Origin of the sequence: Saccharopolyspora mangrovi (genome assembly GCF_035320975.1) — a bacterium.
Lineage (GTDB): Bacteria > Actinomycetota > Actinomycetes > Mycobacteriales > Pseudonocardiaceae > Saccharopolyspora > Saccharopolyspora mangrovi.
Genome location: NZ_JAWLNX010000005.1, coordinates 22,074 through 46,409, shown reverse-complemented (window position 1 = coordinate 46,409; position 24,336 = coordinate 22,074). Strand labels below are relative to the sequence as shown.

Here is a 24,336-nt window from a genome sequence, read left to right as displayed (position 1 = left end):
GCCTCACCGCCGAGCCGGGGTCGCCAGGTGCGCTCCCACGCGCCTCAGCAGCTGCTCGACCGCCGTGGCGGTGAGCTCGAGGTCCGCGCTGGCCGCGACGACCACCAGCAGTCCCGTGCGCTCGGCGGCCTGGTTGAGCAGCAGGTAGGCGTCATCGCTCTCGATCAGGGTGTGCCGCACGGCGCCGGAGCGGGTGTGCGCGCTCGCGCTGGCCACCGTGCTGTTGATCGAAGCCCCCAGCGCGGCCAGCGCGTCGGCCTCGTTCTCGGTCATGCCGCAGAACGCGGTCGGCAGGCCGTCCGCGGAGAACAGGATCAGCCCCCTCGCGTCGGGGACCTGGTGTTGGAAATCCTCGAGCAACCAGCTCAAGTCGTCGCTGCTCACGAACGTCCCTCCTGCTGAGAACGGGCGCGCTGGATCTGGTTCACGAACGCCACCGAACCCGACGGGCGCTGCCCGTCGGCGGGCTCGTCGGACACGGGCTCGCCCTGCAGCGCCCTGCTCGGCCGGGGTCGAGCCTTGAGCCGCGCCAGCGTCGTGCCGCGCTTGCGCTGCGGCAGAACGCCGTCATCGGGCTCGGGGACCGCGGGCGCGCTGCGTGGTCTGCGCCGGATCCGGACGGTGGCGTCGCCGCTGCGCTCGGACTGGGTGGGCACGTCGGCGAGGACGTCGCCGGGCAGCAGCACCGACGCGCGAGTGCCCGACCCGTCGCCGGGGTGCAGGCTGACCTCGATGCCGCGCCGCTGCGCCAGCCTGCTGACCACCACCATCCCCAGCCGGACGTCGTCCTGCACCGAGGTGGCGGTGAATTCCGGTGGTGCCGACAGGGTCTCGTTGATCCGCCGGCGGTCGGCGTCCTTCATTCCCAAGCCGCGGTCCTCGATCTCCACCAGCACCCGGTCGCCGGTCGTGCGCTCGACGCGCACCAGCACCGCGGAGTTCGGCGGGGAGAAGCGGGTCGCGTTGTCCATCAGCTCCGCCAGCACCCGGATCGTGTCGGTGACCGCCGGGCCCTTGACCGCCACCGCGGGCACCGCGCGCACGTTGATCCTGGTGTAGTGCTCGGTCTCGCCGATCGCCGACTGCACGAGCTTGCTCAGCGGCACCGGATCGTGCCAGCGGCGGCCGGGCGTGTCACCGGCCAGCACCCGCAGGTTCTCGATCTTGCGGCGCAGCCGCGTCACCGTGCTGTCGACCTGCAGCAACCGCCGCAGCTTGGCCGGGTCCTGCTCGTCGTGCTCGGCGGCGTCGATGAGCACGATCGCCTGCTGGATGAGCGTCTGCTGCCCGCTGGCGATCGCGGCGATGGCGCTGCGGAACGCGGCGTGCGTGCCCGCCTCGTTGACGGTGGCGTCGATCGTGGCGCGCTGCGAGACCTCCATCGCGTCGGCGACCTGGCCGATCTCGTCGCGACCGAAGTCCAGCTCGCCCAGCTCGCCGTCCACGTCGACCCGCTCGCCCTCGCGGGCGCGCTCCAGGATCGGCGGCAGCAGGTCGTTGGTGCGGTGCAGGACCGCGTCCCGCAGCCGCGCCAGCCGCTGCAGCACCTGCTCGGCCAGGCCGATGTTGCGCCACGAGTACCACCAGCACAGGCCGACCACCGCGACGGCGACCAGCACCACCAGCACCGTCCAGACGAACTTCGCGTAGCTCTGCGTCATGCCGAGCGTGACCGCGTGATCGGACTGCGCCATCGACAGCTCGTTGAGCTGGCGGCCCACGGTGCTGACGTCGTCGTGCCAGGCCCGCTGCTGCTCCGGCGACAGGGCGTGCACGCCGCCCGCCCCGGCCGCGACCAGCTGGTCCTCGGCCGCGGTGAGCCGCTGCCACGCCGGCGAAGCCGTCAGCTGGCGGAAGCGCTCCTGCGCCTGCGGGGCGGCGTGAGCGCTCTCGGCGCGGACCTGGCCGCGGTAGGTGAACACCATCTCGGTGAACGCGTGGTGCTCGCCGGCCTCGAACCGCCCCGAGTCCACGGCCGACCCGCCGACCATGGCCGCCCGCCGCATCAGGTCCGAGGCGCGCAGCAGCTCGGTGGCGGTGATGCCGTCCTGGGTGACCTGGATGTCGTGGGCCAGCCGCGACTGGGTGTCGAACAGGTCGATCCCGGCGTCGATGGCGGAGTTGAAGTAGTCGACGGTGGCGCGGCGGTTGAGCTCACCGCTCTGCGCGAGCAGCCGTCGTTGCGGCAGTTCCCCCAGCCGCCGCTGCAGCTCGGCGGTCTTGTCCGCGATCGGTGCGGGCGCGTAGCCCGTCAGCGACTCCAGCGTTCGGTTGAGCTCGGCGACGTCGTGGTCGGTCGCGCGCCGCGCGGCGGCCAGCTGCGCGGGCGGGATGCCGTCCCGCACCGACAGGTCCCGCTCGTGCTGCAGCGCCGCGAAACCGCGCATCGCCGTGGTTGCGGCTTCCTTGGCCGCGACCCCGATCCGCCAGACGACGAACGATTCGACCCCCTGCGGCGCGGTCGACGACAGCAGCACGACCGACAACAGCACGATCGGCAGCGTGAGCGCCCGCGACAGCCGCTTCTTGATGGTCCGGTGATGAGTCTCGGCGTCCTGTGACGTCACCAGCGGAAACCCCCTCCGGTTTCTGCGGCGAAGATGATGGCGGGACGCTAGCAGCTGATTAACCCTGCGTGTCGCGGTTTCGCGTCCGTGTCAACGCACGTGACACGTTCATACCAACCCGCCTTACGCGTTGGTCACGATCAGCATTCGGAAGAGCAAATTCTCCCCTCGCGGGGCAACGAAGAGCGGGATGCCCGGATTGCTCCGGTATTCCGGTGCCGGAAAACTGCCGCAACCCGGCACCCGATTACCGGAGTAATCCGGGCACCCCAACGCGAGCGGGGGTTTGCCGGTGGTTCAGGCCGAACCGCCGGGGCTCAGTACCGGTGCACGTTGGGGGCGGTGGGGGAGGGTTGCTCGGACGCGGAGTTCGGTGCCGAGGTCTTGGTCGGGTCCCCGTCGGAGGTGTAGCGCGACGCCGGGTCGGCGGCGAGCTTGTCCAGCCAGACCGTCGAGCCGTAGTTCGCGTCCTCGCCGGTGGGGCCCTGCGAGCGGACGCGCGGGATGTTCGCCGGGTCGAAATCCGTGGTGAACGGCGACGGAGCCGGGTTCGAGCCCACCAGCATGACGCTCGTGTGGTGGTAGGTCACCCCGTCGGCCGAACCGTCGGCGGCCAGCTTCTCGTCGTCGGGGTGCATGCCCAGCGGCAGCGCGATCGAGTCCACCCGCAGACCCGGAACCGCGTCGGTGATGACGCGCTGCATCCCGGCGATCTCCCGCTGCGCCTGCTCCGAGGAGACCTGGCCGAGGTTGGGGTGGTCGAGCGTGTGGTTGCCGATCTCGAAACCGTTGTCGTGCAACCAGGTGAGACTGCGCCGACCGGTGGGTTCCTCGAACGGCGGGTTGAACACGTACATCGTCGCGACGGGGCGGAAGCCCGGGTTCTCCCGGGCGACGGAGAGCAGGATGCCGATCGCCGATTCCGGCGCGGGCCCGCCCGAAGCGTCCACAGTGAACTGGGTGGCCGAGCCGTCGTCGAAGGTCAGCACCACCGGGTGCTTTCCGGCCGGGATGTCGATCTTCCCGGTGGCGTACTCGGTGGCCGTCACCGGCACGTAGTCCTCCCGGGCCAGGCGTTCCAGCTCGGCCCGGAAATCGGCGGGAGTGCGGTCGTAGACGCTGGTCGGAGTGGGTGTGACCCGGTGGTACATCAGCACCGGGACGTCCCCGAGCTCGTTGGCCCCGACCGACGCCGGATCCGGTGGCGGCGGGGGAGCGGGCGGTGCTGCGGGAGCGGCAGGCGGCGGCGGAGGGGCGGGCGCGGCGGGTGCGCTGCACGCGGCGGAGGCGAGGAGCATCGCGAGGACCACGGAGCGAACCAGGGTTCTGGAAGGCAGCATCGGAACCAACGGTATAGATCGAGTTCCGGTCCCGGGATACTCCAAGTGGCCAATTGATCTAGCCCGTTCCGACTGCGACAGTGGATTTCCGGCCGCGCGGTAGTGGCCGGAACACAATTGTCCAGCAAGGAAATTCGTGCACCGCGCGAGTTCGCCTAAGTCGGGGAGGCGAAACCGATGTCGGATGCTGCTTCAGCGCGCGCCCGCATCAAGGCCATCAGCGCCGGAATGCCCAGATATGCCCTGATCGGAGTCGGTACCGCCTTGGTGCTGCTCTTCGGTTTCCTCCTGTTGCGAAGTCTGTCCACAGAGGACGTCAAGATCACCGGTTTGGCTCAGCCGGTGAACACCAATGCCGAAGTCGGTATCCAGGGCGTGAACAACGCCAAGGTCACGGTCGACGGGCGCGAGGTCGCTGCGCGCCAGGTCCCGGGCGGTTTGACCCTCGCCCCCGCCGGACTGCCGGATGGTCCGCACGAGTTGGTCGTCGACGCACCGCGCAGCATCTCCTGGCTCGGTTCAGACACCACGAGTCACGAGTTCACTGTGGACAACACGCCACCGGACCTCCGGGTCGACGACTCGCTGCGGCCCGACGGGCCCAACCGGCCGGTCACCGTCACCGGCCAGGCGCACGGCGCCGACCGCGTCGAAGTGGCGGGCAAGCAGGTCACACCCGATCCGCGGGGCGCGTTCAGCGTCGTGGTCGACAAGCCGGACCGCGACGTCGAGGTCGTCGCCACCGACGTGGCGGGCAACAGGACCGAGCGGGCCATGACCGTCCACATCAAACACCCGGGCATGCGAGCCGTGCACGTCACCGGAATGGCCTGGACCAGCGACTCGCTGCGCGAGCCGATCCTGGAAATGGCCCGCCAGGGCAAGATCGACACCGTCGAGCTCGACCTCAAGGACGAGAGCGGCGAGGTCGTCTACGACTCCGCGGTCCCGATGGCCCACCAGATCGGTGCCGTCAAGGGCTACTACAACGCCCGCCAGGTCCTCGACCAGCTGCACGGGATGGGTGTGCGGGTCGTCGGCAGGCTCGTGGCGTTCAAGGACCCGGTCCTCGGCGCGGCCTCCTGGAACGGCGGCCACCCCGAGCGCGTCGTGCAGACCTCGGGCGGTTCCCCCTGGTCCAGCGGGTACGGGCAGTTCGCCTTCACCAACTTCGCCGACCCGGTGGTGCGCCAGTACAACGTCGACATCGCCGCCGAAGCCGCCCAGCTCGGCTTCGACGACGTGCTCTACGACTACGTGCGCCGGCCGGACGGCCACATGGAGCAGATGCGGATCCCGAACCTGGTCGGCACCCCGGAAGCGGCCATCGCCGACTTCCTGCGCCAGACCCAGACCGAGGTCCGCTCGCGTGGCGCGCTGCTGGGCGCATCGGTGTTCGGCATCGCCGTCGACCGGCCGACCGAGATCGCCCAGGACATCCGCCAGATGTCGCAGTACGTCGACTACATCGCGCCGATGGTCTACCCGTCGCACTGGGCGGCGGGCGAGTTCGGGGTCGGCAACCCCAACAGCCAGCCCTTCGACATCGTGCAGCGATCGCTGGCCGAGTTCGCCAAGGTCGTCGAGGGCACGGACGTGCAGATCATCCCGTGGTTGCAGGACTTCAGCCTCGGGGTGACCTACGGTCCAGGGGAGGTGGCCGCGCAGATCGACGCCGCGCGCAGCAACGGGATGAACTCGTTCCTGCTCTGGGCACCGAACTGCCGCTACCACGACGCTGCCCTGGTGCCGAGGGGTTAGAAGGAGTTCGAGCGGGCGTCTTGCTCGGCGCGCGCTGCGAGGTGCTCCACGCCTCGCAGCTCGTTCGCGGTTGAACTGCAGGAGGTACGGAACAGATGCGATCGAGTGCCCGGGTGGGCTTGAGCGTGCTCGGGGTGTGCGCGCTGGTGGTGCCGGTGGCGCAGGCGGCGTCCGCAGCGCCGCCGGAACCGCCGAAGCAGGCCGAGGCCGTCGGTTTCGGTGGTGCGGTCTCCAGCGTCGACCCGAACGCCACTCGAGCCGGGCTCGACGTGCTGCGCCGGGGTGGCACGGCTGCTGACGCGGCCGTGGCCACCGCAGCCGCGCTCGGCGTCACCGAGCCCTACTCGGCGGGCATCGGCGGCGGCGGTTACTTCGTGCACTACGACGCCGCGACCGGCCAGGTCGAGACCATCGACGGCCGCGAGACCGCGCCCGCATCGGCCCGCGAGGACCTGTTCCTGGAGAACGGGCAGCCGATCCCCTTCGACGACGCCGTGACCAGCGGGCTCGGCGTCGGCGTGCCCGGCACCCCGCAGACCTGGCAGCGGGCGCTGGAGCGTTGGGGCAGCCAGGACCTCGGCGCGGTCCTGCGCCCGGCCGAGAAGCTGGCGCGCGAGGGCTTCGTCGTCGACGAGACGTTCCGCTCGCAGACCGCCGACAACCAGGAGCGCTTCAGCGCGTTCCCGGCCACCCGCGAGCTGTTCCTGCCCGGCGGTCAGCCGCCCGCCGTCGGCAGCGTGCACCGCAACCCCGACCTGGCCGACACCTACCGGCGGCTCGGCACCGAAGGCATGCAGGCGCTGTACTCCGGCGACATCGGCGCCGACGTCGTCAAGACCGTCAACCAGCCACCCGTCGACCCGGCCGCCGGGCGGCAGGTCCGGCCCGGTGCCATGACCACCTCCGACCTGCACGACTACCGGGTCATCGACCAGGAGCCGACGCACTCCGACTACCGCGGCCTCGACGTCTACGGCATGGCGCCCTCCGGCTCCGGCGGCACCACCGTCGGCGAGGCGCTCAACATCCTGGAACGCGGCGACCTCGCCGCGGCCGACAAGACCGGCTACCTGCACCGGTACCTGGAGGCCAGCAAGCTCGGCTTCGCCGACCGCAACCGGTGGGTGGGCGACCCCGCCTTCTCCGACGTGCCCACCGAAGGGCTGCTCAGCGACGAGTTCGCGGCCTCCCGCGAGTGCCTGATCAGCGACGACGCCGTGCTCCCCGCGCCGGCCGCACCCGGTGATCCCGCTGCGCCGCAGGGCTGCGGCGGCGGACGCGGCGGCGGTGAGCCCTACGAGGGCCCCAACACCACGCACCTGACCGTGGCCGACGCGCGCGGCGACATCGTGTCCTACACGCTGACCATCGAGCAGACCGGCGGCAGCGGCATCGTCGTGCCCGGCCGCGGCTTCCTGCTCAACAACGAGCTCACCGACTTCAGCTTCACCCCCGTCACGCCCGGCGTGCCGGACCCGAACCTGCCGGGGCCGAGCAAGCGGCCGCGCAGCTCGATGAGCCCGACGATCGTGCTGCGCGACGGCAAGCCGGTGCTGGCCGTCGGAAGCCCGGGCGGCTCGACGATCATCACCACCGTGCTGCAGACGCTCACCGGCAGGCTCGACCGGGGCCTGTCGCTGGCCGACGCGATCGCCGAACCGCGCGCTTCGCAGCGCAACAGCGCCACCACCGACGCCGAGCCCGGCTTCCTCGCCCAGCCCGAAGCGGCCAAGCTCGAAGCCCTCGGCCACCGCTTCAAGACCAGCGAGGAGATCGGCGCCGCCACCGGCGTCGAACTGCTCCCCGACGGACGCTGGATCGCCGCGGCAGAACCCCACCGCCGAGGCGGCGGATCAGCCGGAGTCGTCCTACCCACACCCTGACCAGCGGAAACGCTGCGGACCCCAGTGGGTGATTCGAATTTCGCGCGAAATTCGACCGGGAACTTCCGGACTCGAACTTCGCGCGAAATTCGAATCCCGGGGCCGCGTGCCGCCGGTGGGGTGCGTTCGGGCGGTGGCCGCCCCCGGTGTGTGGTGGTGGGCGTCTCGGGGTGCGGCGGTGGGCCGGAGGACGGGGGTCGGCGACTAGACTCGTCGGGTCGTAGTCGACGTTTCAGGGAGACCAGGTGACCGTCCAGCCGATCAGACTCTTCGGCGACCCCGTCCTGCGCACCAAAGCCGACGAGGTGGTCGACTTCGACAAGGAGCTGCGCACCCTCGTCAAGGACCTCTGGGACACGATGGAGGACCAGGGCGGCGCCGGACTGGCCGCGCCGCAGCTGGGCGTGAGCCTGCGCGTGTTCACCTACCACTGCGACGGTTTCGCCGGGCACCTCATCAACCCGACCTGGACCGCCGTCGGCGACGACGGCCAGCTCGGGCCCGAGGGCTGCCTGTCCATCCCCGGCATGTCCTGGGACTGCCTGCGCTCCAAGCACGTCGTCGCGCGCGGCTGGAACGCGCACGGCGAGCCCGTCGAGGTCGAGGGCACCGACCTGCTGGCGCGCTGCATCCAGCACGAGACCGACCACCTCGACGGCGTGCTGTTCCTGGACCGCCTCGACGAGGAGACCCGCAAGGCCGCCATGCGCGAGGTCCGGCAGGCCTCCTGGTTCGACGGCAACGTCCCGGTCATGAAGCAGAACCCGCACCCGCTGTTCGGAGGCCGCTGACCATGCGCGTGGTCTTCGCCGGAACCCCCGCGCCCGCCGTCCCGGCGCTGCAGGCGCTGATCGACTCCGACCGGCACGAGGTCGCTGCGGTGGTCACCCGCCCCGACGCGCCCGCCGGGCGGGGTCGCAAGCTCGTGCGCTCGCCGGTCGGCGCGCTCGCCGACGAGCACGGCATCGAGGTCCTCACGCCCGCCAAGGCCTCCGACCCGGAGTTCCTGGCGCGGCTGCGCGAGATCGGCCCCGACTGCTGCCCGGTCGTCGCCTACGGCGCCCTGCTGCGCGAGGAGGCGCTGTCGATCCCGCAGCACGGCTGGGTGAACCTGCACTTCTCGCTGTTGCCCGCGTGGCGAGGTGCCGCGCCGGTGCAGGCCGCGATCCGGCACGGCGACGAGATCACCGGCGCCAGCACCTTCCGGATCATGCGCGAGCTCGACGCCGGCCCGGTCTTCGGCGTGGTCACCGAGGAGATCCGATCCACCGACACGGCCGGTGAGCTGCTGGAACGCCTGTCGATCTCGGGGGCGGGGCTGCTGACCGCCACCCTCGACGGCATCGAGGACGGCACCGTCCGCGCCGAGGAGCAGCCCGCCGACGGCGTCAGCTACGCGTCGAAGGTCGTCGTCGAGGACGCCAAGGTCGACTTCACCGCGCCCGCCGCCGCCGTCGACCGGCTCATCCGCGCCGTCACCCCGGACCCCGGGGCGTGGGCGTGGCTGGGGGAGGAGCGCTTCAAGCTCGGCCCCGTCACCGTCACCGACGAGCAGCTGCCGCCGGGCGAGATCAAAGCCGAGAAGCGGCGGGTCCTCGTCGGCACCGGCAGCACCGCGGTCGCGCTCGGCGAGGTGCAGGCCGCGGGCAAGAAGCGCATGGCCGCCACCGACTGGGCGCGCGGCACACGCATCGAGCAAGGAGAAAAGCTCCAGTGAACGAACGCCGCCGACGGCCCTCCCGCCCGTCGAAGGCCCGCCCGCCGCAGCGCAAGGCCAACCCGCGACCGGTGGACGTCGACCCGGTGCGGCTGGTGGCGGTGGAGACGCTGCGCGCGGTCCGCGAGCGCGACGCCTACGCGAACCTGGCGCTGCCGCCGCTGCTCAAGCAGCGCCGCATCACCGGCCGGGACGCGGCGCTGGCCACCGAGCTCACCTACGGCGCCTGCCGGGCGCAGGGGCTGCTGGACGCGGTGATCGGCGACTGCAGCACTCGCCCGCTGTCCGAAATGGACCCGAAACTGCTGGACGCGCTGCGGGTCGGGGTGTACCAGATCCTGCGCACCCGGATCCCCGCGCACGCCGCTGTTGCCTCCACTGTGGACATCGTGCGGTTCGAGAACGGTTCCAAGCTCTCCGGTTTCGCCAACGCCGTGCTGCGGCGGGCTGCTGAGCTGGACGAGCAGGAGTGGGTCGACAAGCTCGCCCCGGATCGCTCGAAGGACCCCGTCGGGTACCTGGCGATGAAGCACGCGCACCCGAAGTGGATCGCGCAGGCCTTCGCCGACGCCCTCGGGCTCGACGAGCTCGAGGACGCGCTGGCCGCGGACGACGCCCGCCCGGCGGTGCACCTGACCGCGCGGCCCGGCGAGATCAGCGCCGACGAGCTCGCCGCCATCACCGGCGGCGACCCCGCGCCCTACTCGCCCTACGGCGTGCGGCTGGAAGCCGGCGCCGGTGACCCGGGCGACCTGGAGCCGGTGCAGGAAGGTTTCGCCGTCGTCCAGGACGAGGGCAGCCAGCTGGTCAGCCTCGCCGTCACCAAGCCCGAGGTCGACGGCTCCGACCTGCGCTGGCTCGACCTGTGCGCCGGGCCCGGCGGCAAGGCCGGGCTGCTGGGCGCGCTGGTCACCCTCGACGGCGGCGCGCTCGACGCCGTCGAGCAGGCTCCGCACCGCGCCGACCTGGTGCGCAAGACCACCGAGGGCCTGTCGGTGACCGTGCACACCGCCGACGGCCGGTCGCCGGGCCTGGAGTCCGGCTTCGACCGGGTGTTGGTGGACGCGCCGTGCACCGGCCTCGGCGCGCTGCGGCGACGCCCGGAGGCGCGCTGGCGGCGGCAGCCCGGCGACGTCGGCGAGCTCACCAAGCTGCAGCGCGAACTGCTCACCTCGGCCATCGAGCTCACCCGGCCCGGCGGGATCGTCGGCTACGTCGTGTGCTCGCCGCACCTGCCCGAAACCGAGGGCGTGGTGGCCGACGTAGTGCGCCGCACCGGGGTGACCCAGCTCGACGCGCGCGAGCACTTCCCGGACGTGCCGGACCTCGGCGACGGCCCCGGCGTGCAGTTGTGGCCGCACAAGCACGGCACGGACGCGATGTTCTGCGCCCTGTTCCGGGTCTGACGAAGGGATGTCCGAAGTGGACTACCGGGAGTGGTTGCAGGTCGCCGTCGCGGAAGCCGAAGCGGGCCTGGCCTCCGGCGGCATCCCCATCGGGGCGGCGCTGATCGGCCCGGACGGGCAGGTGCTGGGGCGCGGGCACAACCGGCGGGTGCAGGACGACGACCCGTCGGTGCACGGCGAGACGGCGGCCTTCCGCAACGCCGGGCGCCAGCGCTCCTACGGCGGCACGACGATGGTCACCACGCTCTCGCCGTGCTGGTACTGCAGCGGCCTGATCAGGCAGTTCGGCATCGGCCGGGTCGTCATCGGGGAGGCGCGCAACTTCCACGGCGGCCACGACTGGCTCGCCGAGCACGGTGTCGACGTGGTCGTCCTCGACGACCCCGGCTGCACCCGGATGATGGCCGACTTCATCGCCGCCCACCCCCGGCTGTGGAACGAGGACATCGGCGAGGACTGAGATCGTCGTCTCAGGGGGAACATCGGCCGGTGCGGCTCGGTTGACCGGGACAGGTCCGCTCGATGAAGGTTGGGCGGCCCCGAAATCCGACGACAGGTGGTTCGAATGTCCTCCACTCCGGTCGAAGTGACCCGCACCGGCGAGCACACGTTCACCGCGACCAACTCGCGCGGCGCCCAGGTCGCCGTGGGTCGCGACGGAGCGCCCGGCGCGTTCACCCCCGGTGAGCTGCTGCTCGCGGCCGTCGCCGCGTGCTCCGCGGTGACCAGCGAGAACCTCTTCGTCCGGCGGATCGGCGAGGACGCCGAGCTCGTCGCGCACGCCGACCGGACGAAGAACCCCGAGGACAAGCACAAGTTCGCCGAGATCCAGGTGTCGCTGGAGGCGGACCTCGACGGCGTGGAGGACCGCGACAAGCTCCTCGACGCGGTCCAGCGGGCCATCGAGAAGTACTGCACCGTCAGCCGCTCGGTCGAGGAGTCCACCCCCATCACCTTCAACCTCCCGCGCTAGGCAACGCTTCGGCAACCGCGGCGTGGCAGGCGCGGTGCGCGTCGTAAGGTGCTCGGACGTCCGAACAGGTCGGCGACGAGCAGGAGGCAGTTCAGGTGGTTGAGGACACCGCAGCGGCCCAGCGGTCCGGGTTGCGCCGGGCGCTCTCCGGGCGCCAGGTCGGCATGATCGCCATCGGCGGCGCGATCGGGACGGGGCTGTTCCTCGGTTCCGGCCTGGCGATCTCCATCGCCGGACCCGCGGTGATCATCGCCTACGCCGTGGCCGCCTTCGCCGCGCTGGCGCTGGCCTACGCGCTGGCCGAGATGGTCGTCGTGCACCCCGAGGCCGGTGGCTTCGGCGCCGTCATCCGCGAGTACCTGGGTGGCCTGCCGGGCTTCATCTCGCGCTGGATGTACTGGGCCGCGCAGGTGGTCAACATCGGCAGCGAGGTCATCGCCGCCGGCCTCTACCTGCAGTTCTGGTACCCGCAGCTGCCGCTGTGGGTGCCGGTGGTGGGCTTCTCGGTGCTGATGCTGGCGATCAACCTCGCCGCCGTGCGCTTCTTCGGCGAGTTCGAGTACTGGTTCGCCATGATCAAGGTCGTCACCATCGTGGTGTTCGTGGGCCTCGGCATCGTCTACATCCTGTTCGGCCTGCCCGGGCAAGCACCCGCGGGCGTGGGCGCGCTGACCGAGCACGGCGGGTTCCTGCCCAACGGCCTCGGCGCGGTGTGGCTCGCGCTGACCGTGGTCACCTTCTCCTACCTGGGCACCGAAGCGGTGTCGATGACCGCAGCCGAGTCCCGGGACCCGAGCCGCGACGTGCCGCGCGCCGCGCGCAGCACCGTGCTGCGGCTCGCGCTGTTCTACGTGATGGGCATGCTCGTGGTCGTCTCGATCCTGCCGTGGAACGAGGTCTCCTCCTCCGAGGACGTCACCCAGAGCCCGTTCGTGCGCCTGTTCAGCATGGTCGGCATCCCAGCCGCGGCCGGGATCATGAACTTCGTGGTGCTCACCGCGGCCCTGTCGGCGATGAACACCAACCTCTACCTGACCGCGCGGATGACCCACTCGCTGGCGCTCGACGGCTACGCGCCCAAGTGGTTCGCCGGGGTCAGCGCCAACGGCGTGCCGCGCCGCGCGCTGGTGCTGTCGGCGGCGGGCCTGGCGCTGGCCGCCGCGCTCGCGGTGTTCACCGAGGAGAGCGCGTTCCCGCTGCTCATCGGCCTGGCGCTGTTCGCGGCCCTGCTGGTGTGGCTGATGATCTTCGGCTCGCACCTGGTGTTCCGCCGTCGCCGCGCCGCCGAGGGCCTGGAGCCCTCGCCGGTGCAGCTGCCGGGCGCGCCGGTGACCACCGTGCTGGCGATGCTGTTCGTCGCCGCGGTGCTGCTGACGACCCCGTTCACCGAGCAGTTCAACACCGCGTGGAAGGCAGGCGTCCCCTTCCTGGTCATGCTCTCGGTCGCTTACTGCGTGATCAACCGCAAGCAGCGGGCTTGACCGAGAAAGGCGCGTCCCGGGAGCCCTCCTGCTCCGGGGACGTCCTCATCGGAGGAGGGCGTGGGTCCGCTGTGGTCGGTGGGCATTTAAACTCGCGCATGTGTCGAACCAGCCGATGATCGCGCCTTCCATCCTCTCCGCAGATTTCGCCCGGCTCGCCGATGAGATCTCCGCCGTCGGCGGGGAGCCCGGCAAGCGGGCCGACTGGCTCCACGTCGACGTGATGGACGCGCACTTCGTGCCGAACCTCACGCTGGGCCTGCCGGTCGTGGAGTCGATCCTCAAGACCACCGACATCCCGATCGACTGCCACCTGATGATCGAGGACCCGGACCGCTGGGCACCCGGCTACGCCGAGGCGGGCGCGCACAACGTCACCGTGCACGTCGAGGCCGCCAAGGACCCGATCAACCTCGCCAAGGACCTGCGCGCCGCCGGCGCCAAGGCCGGTCTGGCCATCAAGCCGGGCACCAACTTCGACGACTACGTCGAGGTCCTCAAGCACTACGACACGCTGCTGGTGATGTCGGTGGAGCCGGGCTTCGGCGGCCAGAAGTTCATGGCCGAGGTCCTCGGCAAGGCGCGCAGGGCCCGCGAGCTCGTCGACACCGGGCACCTGAAGCTGCTGGTCGAGATCGACGGCGGCATCAACGCCGACACCATCGAGCAGGCCGCCGAGGCCGGCGTGGACTGCTTCGTCGCGGGCTCGGCCGTCTACAACGCCGAGGACCCGGCCAAGGCCATCGAGGCCCTGCGCGCCACCGCCGCCCCGGCGTTCGACCGCGCCCGGGCCTGATCACCACCGCCGCGCATCGCCCGAGGAGCACGCCATGACCCCTGAGGTCGAGCAGCGGGCGATGCGCGCCGCGATCGTGGCCAGCGAGCGGGTTCGCGGCACCACCAGCCCGAACCCGCCGGTCGGCTGCGTGATCCTCGACGCGCGCGGCGAGGTCGTCGGCACCGGCGCCACCAGCCCGCCCGGTGGCCCGCACGCCGAGGTCAACGCCCTGCGCGAGGCCGGATCCCGAGCCGAGGGCGGCACCGCCGTGGTCACCCTCGAACCCTGCGCGCACACCGGCCGCACCCCGCCGTGCGCCGAGGCGCTGCGGTCGGCCGGGGTGGTCCGCGTCGTGCACGCCGTCTCCGACCCGAACCCGTCGGCCGCCGGTGGCGCCGACGTGCTGCGAGCCGCGGGCATCGACGTCCACAGTGGTCTGCTCGCCGACGAGGTCGCGAAAGGCCCGCTGCGGGCGTGGTTGCACTTCGTCCACACCGGACGGCCCCATGTAACCTGGAAGTACGCGGCCACATTGGACGGACGTTCGGCGGCCGCGGACGGCACCAGCAAGTGGATCAGCTCCGCCGAGTCCCGGGCCGAGGTGGGCCGGGTGCGCGCGGCGATGGACGCGATCATCGCCGGCACCGGCACGATCCTCGCCGACGACGCGCAGCTGACCGCCCGCGACCCGGGCGGCGCTCTGCTGGGCCGGCAACCGCTGCGGGTGGTCATCGGCGACCGCGACGTCCCACCGCAGGCGCGGGTCCTCGACGACGCCGCCGAGACCCTCCGGCTGCCCGGCGGCGACCCCGCAGCGGCCCTGGCCGACTTGGCCGGGCGCGGCGTGGTCGACGTGCTGCTGGAAGGCGGGCCCACCCTGGCCGGGGCCTTCTGGCAGGCCGGCCTGGTCGACCGCGTGCTGGCCTACATCGCCCCGGCCCTGCTGGGAGCGGGACCGGCGGCGCTGGCAGATGCGGGCGTGGGAAGCATCTCGCAAGCATGGCGGTTGCGAATCGAAGAGACGACGATGAGTGGCCCGGACGTCCGCATCAGCGCGGTCCCGCAGGACTGAGGTCCGGGGCGGCGGGCAGCGGGGCTCGCAGGGCAGGCAGGAGGCAGCAGTGTTCACCGGGATCGTCGAGGAACTCGGCACCATCGAGTCCGTGGAGCCCCTTGAGGACGGCTCGCGGCTGACCATCAGCGGTCCGGTGGTCACCCAGGACGCCAAGCACGGCGACTCGATCGCGGTCAACGGCGTGTGCCTGACCGTGGTCACCACCGAGTCCGGGAAGTTCACCACCGACGTGGTCTCCGAGACGTTGCGCCGATCCTCGCTCAAGCACATCGCCGCAGGTGAGCGCGTCAACCTGGAGCGGGCGATGGCGCTGGGCGAGCGCCTCGGCGGGCACATCGTGCAGGGGCACGTGGACGGCACCGCCCGGCTCCGCGACACCGACGAGGCCACCGGGCTGACCTCCTTCGACCTGCCCGGGGAGCTCGCGCGCTACCTGGTGGAGAAGGGTTCGATCACCGTCGACGGCGTGTCCCTGACCGTCGTCGAGGTCGTCGACGGGGAGTCCGCGCGGTTCTCCGTCGCGCTGATCCCCACCACCAAGGAGCTGACCACCCTCGGCCGACGCGCCGCAGGTGACGAAGTGAACATCGAAGTGGATGTGCTGGCCAAGCACCTGGAGCGGCTCTCCGCTGCTCAGCTGGCCGGTCAGAACGCTGGTGCACCCGCGGTGACGGGGGACAATGGCGGCAGCAGGGAGGCGCGATGAACCCCGAGGACGAGGTTTCGGAAACGGTGAGCACGACGAAGTTCGACACCATCGAGCGGGCGCTGGCCGACATCGCGGCCGGCAAGCCGGTGGTCGTGGTGGACGACGAGGACCGCGAGAACGAAGGCGACCTGATCTTCGCCGCGGAGAAGGCCACGCCGGAGCTGGTGGCCTTCATGGTCCGCTACACGTCGGGCTACATCTGCGTCGGCATGCCCGCCGAGGACTGCGACCGGCTCGACCTGCCGCCGATGTACCACTCCAACCAGGACCGCAAGGGCACCGCCTACACGGTCACGGTGGACGCCGCCGAGGGCGTGACCACCGGCATCTCGGCCGCTGACCGCGCCAAGACGCTGCAGGTGCTCGCCGACGCGAAGGCCACCGCCAAGGACCTGACCCGGCCCGGTCACGTGGTTCCGCTGCGCGCCCGCGACGGCGGTGTGCTGCGGCGTCCCGGGCACACCGAGGCGTCGGTGGACCTGGCGCGACTGGCCGGGCTGCGGCCCGCGGGCGCGCTGTGCGAGATCGTCAGCCAGAAGTCCGAGGGCGACATGGCCCGCCGCGACGAGCTGGAGGTCTTCGCCGACGAGCACGACCTGGCGCTGATCACCATCGCCGACCTGATCACCTACCGACGCCGCTTCGAGAAGCAGGTGGTGCGGGTGGCCGAGGCCCGCATCCCGACCGTGCACGGCACGTTCCGGACCGTCGGCTACGACAGCACGCTCGACGGCATCGAGCACCTGGCGATGGTCTACGGCGACATCGGCGACGGCGAGGACATCCTGGTCCGGGTGCACTCCGAGTGCCTGACCGGTGACGTCATCGGCTCGCTGCGCTGCGACTGCGGCCCGCAGCTGGACGCGGCGATGGCCAAGGTCGCCGAGGCCGGGCGCGGCGTGGTGCTCTACATGCGCGGCCACGAGGGACGCGGCATCGGGCTGATCCACAAGCTGCAGGCCTACCAGCTGCAGGACGACGGCGCCGACACCGTCGACGCCAACGTCGCGCTGGACCTGCCGGTGGACAGCCGCGACTACGGGCAGGGCGCCCAGATCCTGTGCGACCTGGGCATCAAATCCATGCGGCTGCTGACCAACAACCCCGCCAAGCGGATCGGGCTGGAGGGCTACGGCCTGCGGATCGTCGACCGCGTTCCGCTGCCGATCCGCCCCAACCCGGAGAACATCCGCTACCTGCGCACCAAGCGCGACCGCATGGGCCACGTCCTGGACAATCTCGACGACGGCGAGGACTCCTCGATCAACGGCGACGCAGGCGTGACGGCATGAGGATTGTCGAAGAGGCGGAACAGGGAGAGGCGGAGCGCTCATGAGTGGGGAAGGTCGGCCGCGGGTCGGGGTGCCGCAGGCCGGTGAGCTGAAGCTGGGGATCGCGGCGATCCGCTGGCACGAGCGCCTGGTGGACCAGATGCTCGACCGCGCGGTCGAGGCGGCCAAGGAAGCCGGGATCGCCGAGCCGACCGTGGTCCGCGTGCCCGGCTCGGTCGAGCTGCCGGTGGTGTGCCAGCAGCTGGCGCACTCGCACGACGCGGTGGTGGCGCTGGGCGTGGTCATCCGCGGCGGGACCCCGCACTTCGAGTACGTGTGCGACTCGGTCACCCAGGGGCTGACCCGGGTGTCGCTGGACGAGTCCACGGCCGTCGGGAACGGCGTGCTGACCTGCGACTCCCTGGAGCAGGCCGAGGCGCGCGCCGGGTTCGCCGACTCGGTCGAGGACAAGGGCTTCGAGGCGACCGCGGCGGCGCTGGAGACGGCGCTGGTGCTGCGCGAGCTGCGCGGCGGCTGGGACGGCGAACGGGGATTCCTGTGAGCGCCCGGACCGTGGAGGTGCGCCCGCGCAAGGTGCGGCGGGTGGCGATCCCGATCGCCGTCGTGCTCGTCGTGGTGTTCGCGGTGGTCGGAACGCTGCTGCGGGACACCCCGACCGGGGCGGTGTTCACCGTCGCCGACCAGATCGCGATGGGTTTCCTGGGGGTGCTGCTGGCCGCCGGCGTGCTGCTGCTGACCCGGCCCCGGCTGCGCGCCGACGCGGAGGGGCTGGAGGTCCGCAACGTCATCGGGTCCCAGCGCATCTCGTGGCAGCTGGTGCAGGGGCTCACCTTCCCCGACGGCGCCCCGTGGGCCCGAGTGGAGCTCCCGGAGGACGAGTACGTCCCGATCATGGCCATCCAGGCCACCGACGGCGACCACGCGGTCACCGCCATGCGCGAGCTGCGAGAACTCCGCCGCACCATCGACGCCTGACCACCCCGAAACCACGAAGAACCCCGGCGACCGCGACAGCGATCACCGGGGTTCTTCGCATCCCACCCGCAACCGGAACCCCAACCGAGGCCTTCGACCCCGATTACGGCCGTTCTCAGTGACCCGATTACGGCGGTATTCGGTGGCAGACCCTGATTACCGGCGTAATCGGGGTCCTGATTACCGGCGTATTCCGGGTTGGGGGAGGTCAGCCTGCGGAGACGAGGTCGCAGACGAAGATGAGGGTTTCGTTGGGGGCGATGACGCCGGGGACGCCTCGGGGGCCGTAGCCCATGTGCGGCGGGATGGAGAGGCGACGGCGGCCGCCGACCTTCATGCCCTGCAGGCCCTTGTCCCAGCCCTCGATGACCATGCCGGCGCCCAGCTGCAGCTCCAGCGGCGTGCCGCGGTTCCAGCTGGCGTCGAACTCCTCGCCGGTGCTGTGCGAAATGCCCACGTAGTGCGCGGCGACCTTGTCGCCGGCCTTGGCCTCCGCGCCGTCGCCGACGACGAGGTCCTCGATCACCAGATCCGCCGGCGGCTCGCCGGTCGGCGCCTCGACGACGGGCTTCTCGTTGCTCACGGAAGTGCTCCTAAGTTCGGAAACGTTCACCGGCCATTGTCGTCGCTCACCCCGGCCGAAGCACCACGACCCCAGGTCGCGGGCGTGCCGCGCGCGAGTGGAGGGACCGAGGTTTCAGCGGAAACCCCGCGTTCCCGGGGACTTCGAGCCATCCGCGCCGCGGTGACCGGCGCGGACGAGCGCTCCCGGCACTGGCCGACCTTCGTCGGCGAGCGCTGATAACCTCCGCGGCATGGGCTCCGCGCAGTGATCACCACCCGCTGACGGCGCGACGCGTTCCGCGGTCGCGCCGGTTCGCACTACGCTGGAGGAGCCGTTGTGCTGGAAGAAGCAGAGTTCGAAACCCACGTCGCCGACCGGCTCGCCGCCCTGCCCGGCGTGCGCGCGGTGAGCCTCGGCGGGTCGCGCGCCCAGGGCACGCACCGCGCCGACAGCGACTGGGACTTCGCGATCTACTACCGCGGCCGGTTCGAGCCGCAGCACCTGCGCGACGTCGGCTGGCCGGGGGAGGTGTCCGAGCTCGGCGCCTGGGGCGGCGGCGTGTTCAACGGCGGCGCCTGGCTGCGGATCGACGACCGCCCGGTGGACGTGCACTACCGCGATCTCGACGTGGTCGAGCACGTGCTCGCCGAAGCCCGCGCCGGACGCTTCGAGTGGCAGCCGTTGATGTTCCACCTGGCCGGCATCCCGAGCTACCTGCTGCTGGCCGAGCTGGCGATCAACCGCGTGCTGCGCGGGGATCTGCCGCGGCCGGAGTACCCGCGGGCGCTGCGCGACGCCGCACCGGAGGTCTGGTGGCAGCAGGCATCGCTCGGTCTCGCCTACGCCCGGGCGAACCACGCGCCGCGCGGTCGGCTCGCGGAAACGGCGGGGGCGATCGCCCAGGCGGCCTGCCAGTCGGCCCACGCGGTCCTGGCCGCGCGAGGGGAGTGGGTGACCAACGAGAAGCGCCTGCTCGCCAGGGCGGGACTGCGCGACGTGGACCAGGTGATCGCCGGGCTGGCCCCGGATTGCCTGGTCGCGGCGGTGGACGAGGCGCAGGCCCGCTGCGAGGCGGCGGTGTCGGCAGCCCGCTGACGGTGCTCGCGAGTGCGGAAACCGATTCCGGTCGGTTTCCGCGCTCGCCAGCGGGCGGGGCCGTCTCGGTGCCATGATCGTTCTCATGGGGCTGTTCGAGACGAAGCCGAAGCTCGCGACCGTGCTGGGGAAGGCGTTCCGGTGCCTGGTGTGCGGCCACCCCTGGTTCTGGTCCCGGGAGGTCAAGCTGAACTCGACCGGCGCCGAGTTCTTCGACATGGCGTGGGCGAACGCCTCCGCCACGGGGCTGATCTGCGACCTGTGCGGGTACGTGCACGAGTTCGCGGGCAGCGACCGGCCCCAGCTGTGGAAGGAGAAGCAGGGCTACCCGGAGGGCGCCGAGTAGCCAGTCAGCGGGGCCGGACAGCGGGCGCGGACAGGGCGACCAGCAGCGCGAGGGCGGCGGGGACGGCCAGGCCGACGCTCAGGTCGGTCCAGCTGGAGATCAGGCCGATCACCACCGGGCCCGCCAGCAGTCCGCCGTAGCCGAGGGTGCTGACCTGCGCCAGGTCCCGGCCGCTGCGGTTCGGGTCGCGGTTGCCCGCCGCGTTGAACACCTGCGGGATGATGCACGACAGGCCGATCCCGAACAGCGCGAACCCGATGATCGCCGCCACCGGGTGGCGCAGCAGCAGGGCGGTTCCCAGGCCGGTGCCCGCGATCGCGCCGCAGCAGCGGACCAGCAGCACCGGCCCGAGCCGGGCCACCAGGAAGTCGCCCAGGAAGCGGAAGACGGCCATCATCGCGGAGAACACCGCGTAGCCCACCGCCGCGATCGCCGGGCTGGTCTCCAGCACGTCGTGCAGGTACAGCGGTGACCAGTCCGCCATCGAACCCTCGCCGACCGAGCAGAAGAACGCCAGCACGCCCAGGCACAGGATCCCCGGCGAAATCCCGCGCTGCCGCGGCGAAGAGCCGCTCGGTGCGCGCACCTCCGGCGGGAGCAGCTCGCGCCGTGCCAGCAGCAGCGCCGCGGCGAGCGCTGCCGCGACGAACGCGAAGTGCGCTCCCACGCCGATCGAAGCGTGGGCGGCCAGCGCCCCGACCCCGGCACCGAGCAGGCCGCCGACGCTGAACATCGCGTGGAAGGTGCTCACGATCGGACGGCCGTAGCTGCGCTGCACCTGCATCGAGTGGGTGTTCATGGCCACGTCCACGGTCCCGTGCCCGGCACCGAACACCAGCAGGCCCACGAGCAGCGCCGGCAGGCTCCCGGCGAAGCCCGGCAGCAGCAGGCTCGCGGCCATCGCCAGCCCGGTCGGGCCCAGCACCCGGGCGCTGCCGAACCGGTCGGCGAGGTGCCCGACGGCCTGCATCGCCAGCACCGACCCGGCCGCCACCGCGAACAGCGCCAGCGTCACCTGCCCGTCGTCGAGGCCGAGGTCCTGCTTGATCGCCGGGATCCGCGCGGTCCAGGTGCCCAGCGCCGCGCCGGTGCTGACGAAGTAGGCCGTGACGGCCCAGCGCGCCCGCTGCGGGACGGCGACGGTGGTGGTCTCAGACAACGCGGACCTCCACCCCGGCCGCGGCGAGCTCGGCACGCGCTTCCTCCGGTGCGGAGGCGTCGGTGACGACGACGTCGATCTCGGTGACGGGGCAGACCAGGCCCAGGCCGGTGCGGGCGAACTTCGCGCCGTGGCAGACGGCGACGACGCGCTGGGCGGCCTCCGCCGCGGCCCGCTTCACCGGGACCTCCTCCAAGTCGTGCGCGGTCAGCCCGTGCTTGGCGGACAACCCGCACACGCCGAGGACCGTGGTGTCCACCCGCAGCGCGCGCAGCGACGCCTCCGCCAGGTGCCCGATGAACGACAGCTCGCCGGGCTTCGCGCGCCCGCCCGGCAGCAGCAGGTCCACCTGCGGCACGTTGCTCAGCGCGTTCGCCGAGTGCATGTCCAGCGGGATCGCGGTCAGCTGGCGTTCTGCGAGCCGCTTGGCGACCTCCAGCGTCGTGGTGCCGGAGTCGAGGATCACCGATTCGCCATCGGTGATCAGCTCGTCGACCGCGGCCGCCAGCCGCTGCTTGGTCGCCACCTCGTCGCGCTCGCGGAGCGGGAACGGCGCCGAGTGGCCGCGCAGGAAGCTCACCGCGCCGCCCCGCACCCGGCGCAGGACGCCCTGCTCGGCGAGCTGGTCGAGGTCTCGGCGGATGGTCATCTCCGAGCAGCCGGTCGCCTCGGCAAGCTCGGCGACCGTGACGCGCTCGGCCAACCGCAGCCGCTCGACGATCGCCGCCGTGCGTTGTGAACTCTCCACGGTTGCGATCGAACATGAATGCTGTGCGGAACGCAAGGGAGCGAACAGGCGATGTGATCGAGGCCGCTGGGGTGGGGCGCTGAGAATGGGGGACAATGGGCCTCGACGCTGCGATGCGCAGGTCGTCGACGCGGGTAGGAGGAGAACGTGAGCGTGGCCCAGGAGCGCAACCTTCATCTGGTGCGGGACGAGAGCGCCGAGCGCGGCGTGCGGCTCGGTGACATCCGGCTCCGCAACCGCCTGGTCACCTCGTCGAGCCTGCTCGGCTACGGCGTGGCCAACGCCAAGGTCATGGCCTACGGCATGAGCCCGATTTCGAACTTCGTGCCGCTGGAGCGCTTCGGCGCCGTCACCACCCGCACGGTCACCGTCGAACCCCGCGAAGGTCACTTCACCACCAAGGACGACTGGGAGCTGCGCGAGCTGCCCGGCCTGCTCAAGCGCTACGGCCAGGCCCTGCGGCAGGTCGACGGCGGCTGGCTCAACGCCTTCGGCTGGTGCAACGTCGGCATCGACGCCTACCTGCGCGACTACTACCCGCGCACCCGCGCGCAGAACACGATCATGTCCGTCGGCGGCTTCTCCGCCGAGGAGTTCGTGACGCTCGTCGACAAGGTCAACGCCGCCGTGCCGGCCGGCGAGATCGCCGCGCTGGAGTTCAACGTCTCCTGCCATAACGTCAACTTCGACTTCAACCAGATCATCGAGGGCGTGCTGGCCGAGGCCGTGCCGCGCAGCGACCACCCGGTGATCCTCAAGCTCTCGCCCGACTACGACTACGTCGCGCACGCCCGCCTCGCCGCCAAGCACGGCGTGTCCGCGCTGACCGCGATCAACACCGTCAAGGGCCTGCGGCTGGACCCGGAGACCGGCACGCCGCTGCTGAAGAACGGATTCGGCGGTCTGTCCGGCCGCGCGATCAAGCCGATCGGGCTGCGGGTGGTCAAGGAGCTGCGCGACGCCGACGTGACGCTGCCGATCATCGCCACCGGCGGCATCCGCAGCTTCGACGACTGCCGCGAGTACTTCTGGGCCGGGGCCGACGCCGTCAGCCTCGGCAGCGCCAGCTGGTTCGCCAGCTACCCGGGCTACGCGCTCTCGCCGATCTACGGCGCCCGCATCCGGAACCTGTTGCGGCGCATCGAGAACTACACCCCGCCCGCCCGGTGACATTTCGCGCTCCGGCGCGCTGGAACCCCGCCTGCGCGACCGCCCGGGATGGTAGACAGTGATGATCGACACTGTCGTCTGCCGACTGGGGAGGCCGTCGTGGCCGGTTACGGGGATTTCGGGAGCAGCCTGCGGGACCTGCCGAGGCTGCGCGCCACGCGCCGCGGCCGGGTGTCCAGCTGGGACACCTCCGGAGGCAACCAGGACAACGTGCGGGTGATGCCGGGCGAGACCCGGCTGCTCGCCGACGTCACCGGGCCGGGCGTGATCACCCACATCTGGTGCACCGTCGCGCTCGACCACGTCGGTGAGCCCGTCGAGCTGGAGGCCGACTACCTGCGGCGGCTGGTCCTGCGCATCACCTGGGACGACCAGCCGCACCCGGCGGTGCTGGTGCCGCTCGGCGACTTCTTCGGCGTCGGGCACGCGCACAGCACCAACTTCTCCTCCGCGCCGCTGCAGATGAGCCCGCAGGACGGCAAGGGCTTCAACTGCTGGTTCGCGATGCCCTTCGCCGGCCGCGCCCGGGTCGAGCTGATCAGCGAGATGAGCGTCAAGCCGGTGACGTTCTACTTCTACGTCGACTATGAGAGCTACGGCGAAGCCGACCCGGAACTGGCCTACTTCCACGCGCAGTGGCGGCGGCAGAACCCCACCGACGGCGTCCCGCAGGGCGACCAGACCAACGAGGAGTTCCTCTTCGGCGGCCACAACACCGACGGCGCGGGCAACTTCGTGATGCTGGAGGCCGAGGGGCGCGGGCACTACGTTGGCACCGTCCTCAACGTGCACAACCTGCGCGAGACCAGCGACTGGAACTGGTACGGCGAGGGCGACGACATGTTCTTCATCGACGGCGAGCCCTGGCCGCCGCGGCTGCACGGCACCGGCACCGAGGACTACTTCAACACCGCGTGGTGCCCGAACCAGGAGTTCCACGGGCCCTACCACGGGATCACGATGCCGGGCGGGGAGAACTGGAGCGGGCAGGTGTCCTACTACCGCTTCCACATCGAGGACCCGATCGTCTTCGACCGCTCCATCAAGGCCACCATCGAGCACGGCCACGCCAACAAGCGCTCCGACGACGTCTCGTCGACGGCCTACTGGTACCAGACCCTCCCGGCCCTGCCGGTCACCCTGGCCCCGGTCGAGGAACGACTCCCGCGCCCCCTCTGACCGTCACCCGACCAGGGACGTCGTCGTCGAATTTCGCGCGAAATTCGAGTCCGGAACCGGGGGCGCGAAGTTGGCGCGGAGTTGGTACGCCGGGGGCGCCGGGCGTACAGAGCCGGA

General features: G+C 71.4%; 24 protein-coding genes. 18 read left to right on the top strand and 6 right to left on the bottom strand.

Annotated features, from left to right (window positions below):
- Nucleotides 1-3: 3 nt before the first annotated feature.
- From R4I43_RS08860 to R4I43_RS08850, 3 genes are all read right to left on the bottom strand, one after another.
- Complete coding sequence (locus R4I43_RS08860; RefSeq protein ID WP_324265075.1) at nt 4-384, bottom strand: roadblock/LC7 domain-containing protein; 381 nt, start codon at nt 382-384, stop codon at nt 4-6.
- Entirely contained in the window at nt 381-2,567 is a 2,187-nt protein-coding gene (locus R4I43_RS08855) for a sensor histidine kinase (protein ID WP_324265074.1), read from the bottom strand. The genes R4I43_RS08860 and R4I43_RS08855 overlap by 4 nt, the downstream gene beginning before the upstream one ends.
- Before the next feature lie 317 nt (nt 2,568-2,884).
- Entirely contained in the window at nt 2,885-3,907 is a 1,023-nt protein-coding gene (locus tag R4I43_RS08850) for a polysaccharide deacetylase family protein (protein ID WP_324265073.1), read from the bottom strand.
- Between the two features lie 177 nt (nt 3,908-4,084).
- On the opposite strand from R4I43_RS08850, the gene R4I43_RS08845 reads away from it, so the two are divergent.
- The 14 genes from R4I43_RS08845 (at nt 4,085) to R4I43_RS08780 (ending at nt 17,957) form a co-directional block, all read left to right on the top strand.
- A complete protein-coding gene (locus tag R4I43_RS08845) occupies nt 4,085-5,668 on the top strand; it encodes a putative glycoside hydrolase (protein ID WP_324265072.1) in 1,584 nt (527 codons plus the stop codon).
- Between the two features lie 95 nt (nt 5,669-5,763).
- Complete coding sequence (ggt, locus tag R4I43_RS08840; RefSeq protein WP_324265071.1) at nt 5,764-7,551, top strand: gamma-glutamyltransferase; 1,788 nt, start codon at nt 5,764-5,766, stop codon at nt 7,549-7,551.
- A 245-nt stretch (nt 7,552-7,796) separates the two neighbouring features.
- Nucleotides 7,797-8,342, top strand: a complete 546-nt coding sequence (def, locus tag R4I43_RS08835) for a peptide deformylase (RefSeq protein WP_324265070.1) — start codon at nt 7,797-7,799, stop codon at nt 8,340-8,342.
- Nucleotides 8,343-8,344: 2 nt separating this feature from the next.
- A complete protein-coding gene (gene fmt / locus R4I43_RS08830) occupies nt 8,345-9,268 on the top strand; it encodes a methionyl-tRNA formyltransferase (RefSeq protein WP_324265069.1) in 924 nt (307 codons plus the stop codon).
- Complete coding sequence (locus tag R4I43_RS08825; protein WP_324265068.1) at nt 9,265-10,674, top strand: RsmB/NOP family class I SAM-dependent RNA methyltransferase; 1,410 nt, start codon at nt 9,265-9,267, stop codon at nt 10,672-10,674. The genes fmt and R4I43_RS08825 overlap by 4 nt, the downstream gene beginning before the upstream one ends.
- A gap of 7 nt (nt 10,675-10,681) precedes the next feature.
- Complete coding sequence (locus tag R4I43_RS08820) at nt 10,682-11,134, top strand: nucleoside deaminase (RefSeq protein WP_324265067.1); 453 nt, start codon at nt 10,682-10,684, stop codon at nt 11,132-11,134.
- A gap of 105 nt (nt 11,135-11,239) precedes the next feature.
- Nucleotides 11,240-11,647, top strand: a complete 408-nt coding sequence (locus tag R4I43_RS08815; protein ID WP_324265066.1) for an OsmC family protein — start codon at nt 11,240-11,242, stop codon at nt 11,645-11,647.
- Nucleotides 11,648-11,742: 95 nt separating this feature from the next.
- Nucleotides 11,743-13,128 carry an amino acid permease gene (locus R4I43_RS08810; RefSeq protein WP_324265065.1) on the top strand — a complete coding sequence of 462 codons (1,386 nt, stop codon included), beginning with the start codon at nt 11,743-11,745 and terminating at the stop codon, nt 13,126-13,128.
- 115 nt (nt 13,129-13,243) lie between these two features.
- The gene (gene rpe, locus R4I43_RS08805) at nt 13,244-13,924 is read left to right on the top strand and encodes a ribulose-phosphate 3-epimerase (RefSeq protein ID WP_407691221.1); all 681 of its coding nucleotides are present in this window, start codon (nt 13,244-13,246) and stop codon (nt 13,922-13,924) included.
- Between the two features lie 34 nt (nt 13,925-13,958).
- Nucleotides 13,959-14,978 carry a bifunctional diaminohydroxyphosphoribosylaminopyrimidine deaminase/5-amino-6-(5-phosphoribosylamino)uracil reductase RibD gene (ribD, locus tag R4I43_RS08800; RefSeq protein WP_324265063.1) on the top strand — a complete coding sequence of 340 codons (1,020 nt, stop codon included), beginning with the start codon at nt 13,959-13,961 and terminating at the stop codon, nt 14,976-14,978.
- A 49-nt stretch (nt 14,979-15,027) separates the two neighbouring features.
- Nucleotides 15,028-15,687 carry a riboflavin synthase gene (locus R4I43_RS08795; protein ID WP_324265062.1) on the top strand — a complete coding sequence of 220 codons (660 nt, stop codon included), beginning with the start codon at nt 15,028-15,030 and terminating at the stop codon, nt 15,685-15,687.
- Nucleotides 15,684-16,982: a bifunctional 3,4-dihydroxy-2-butanone-4-phosphate synthase/GTP cyclohydrolase II gene (locus R4I43_RS08790; protein ID WP_324265061.1), complete on the top strand. Its 1,299-nt coding sequence runs from the start codon at nt 15,684-15,686 to the stop codon at nt 16,980-16,982. The genes R4I43_RS08795 and R4I43_RS08790 overlap by 4 nt, the downstream gene beginning before the upstream one ends.
- 40 nt (nt 16,983-17,022) lie before the next feature.
- Entirely contained in the window at nt 17,023-17,523 is a 501-nt protein-coding gene (gene ribH, locus R4I43_RS08785; RefSeq protein ID WP_324265060.1) for a 6,7-dimethyl-8-ribityllumazine synthase, read from the top strand.
- Complete coding sequence (locus R4I43_RS08780; RefSeq protein ID WP_324265059.1) at nt 17,520-17,957, top strand: PH domain-containing protein; 438 nt, start codon at nt 17,520-17,522, stop codon at nt 17,955-17,957. The genes ribH and R4I43_RS08780 overlap by 4 nt, the downstream gene beginning before the upstream one ends.
- Nucleotides 17,958-18,165: 208 nt before the next feature.
- Here the strand turns inward: R4I43_RS08780 and R4I43_RS08775 are convergent, their stop codons facing one another.
- The gene (locus R4I43_RS08775; RefSeq protein WP_324265058.1) at nt 18,166-18,540 is read right to left on the bottom strand and encodes an FKBP-type peptidyl-prolyl cis-trans isomerase; all 375 of its coding nucleotides are present in this window, start codon (nt 18,538-18,540) and stop codon (nt 18,166-18,168) included.
- Between the two features lie 321 nt (nt 18,541-18,861).
- Between R4I43_RS08775 and R4I43_RS08770 the strand changes: the two genes are divergently transcribed.
- A complete protein-coding gene (locus R4I43_RS08770) occupies nt 18,862-19,617 on the top strand; it encodes a nucleotidyltransferase domain-containing protein (protein WP_324265330.1) in 756 nt (251 codons plus the stop codon).
- Nucleotides 19,618-19,702: 85 nt separating this feature from the next.
- Entirely contained in the window at nt 19,703-19,963 is a 261-nt protein-coding gene (locus tag R4I43_RS08765) for a hypothetical protein (RefSeq protein ID WP_324265057.1), read from the top strand.
- Nucleotides 19,964-19,967: 4 nt separating this feature from the next.
- Here R4I43_RS08765 and R4I43_RS08760 read toward each other — a convergent pair whose 3' ends face one another.
- A complete protein-coding gene (locus tag R4I43_RS08760) occupies nt 19,968-21,122 on the bottom strand; it encodes an MFS transporter (protein ID WP_324265056.1) in 1,155 nt (384 codons plus the stop codon).
- Complete coding sequence (locus tag R4I43_RS08755; protein WP_324265055.1) at nt 21,115-21,870, bottom strand: DeoR/GlpR family DNA-binding transcription regulator; 756 nt, start codon at nt 21,868-21,870, stop codon at nt 21,115-21,117. Before R4I43_RS08755 ends, R4I43_RS08760 begins: the two co-directional genes overlap by 8 nt.
- A gap of 147 nt (nt 21,871-22,017) precedes the next feature.
- Here R4I43_RS08755 and R4I43_RS08750 point away from each other — a divergent pair, with 147 nt between their 5' ends.
- Nucleotides 22,018-23,040, top strand: a complete 1,023-nt coding sequence (locus R4I43_RS08750) for a beta/alpha barrel domain-containing protein (protein WP_324265054.1) — start codon at nt 22,018-22,020, stop codon at nt 23,038-23,040.
- Nucleotides 23,041-23,139: 99 nt separating this feature from the next.
- The gene (locus R4I43_RS08745) at nt 23,140-24,219 is read left to right on the top strand and encodes a glycoside hydrolase family 172 protein (protein ID WP_324265053.1); all 1,080 of its coding nucleotides are present in this window, start codon (nt 23,140-23,142) and stop codon (nt 24,217-24,219) included.
- Nucleotides 24,220-24,336: the final 117 nt, after the last annotated feature.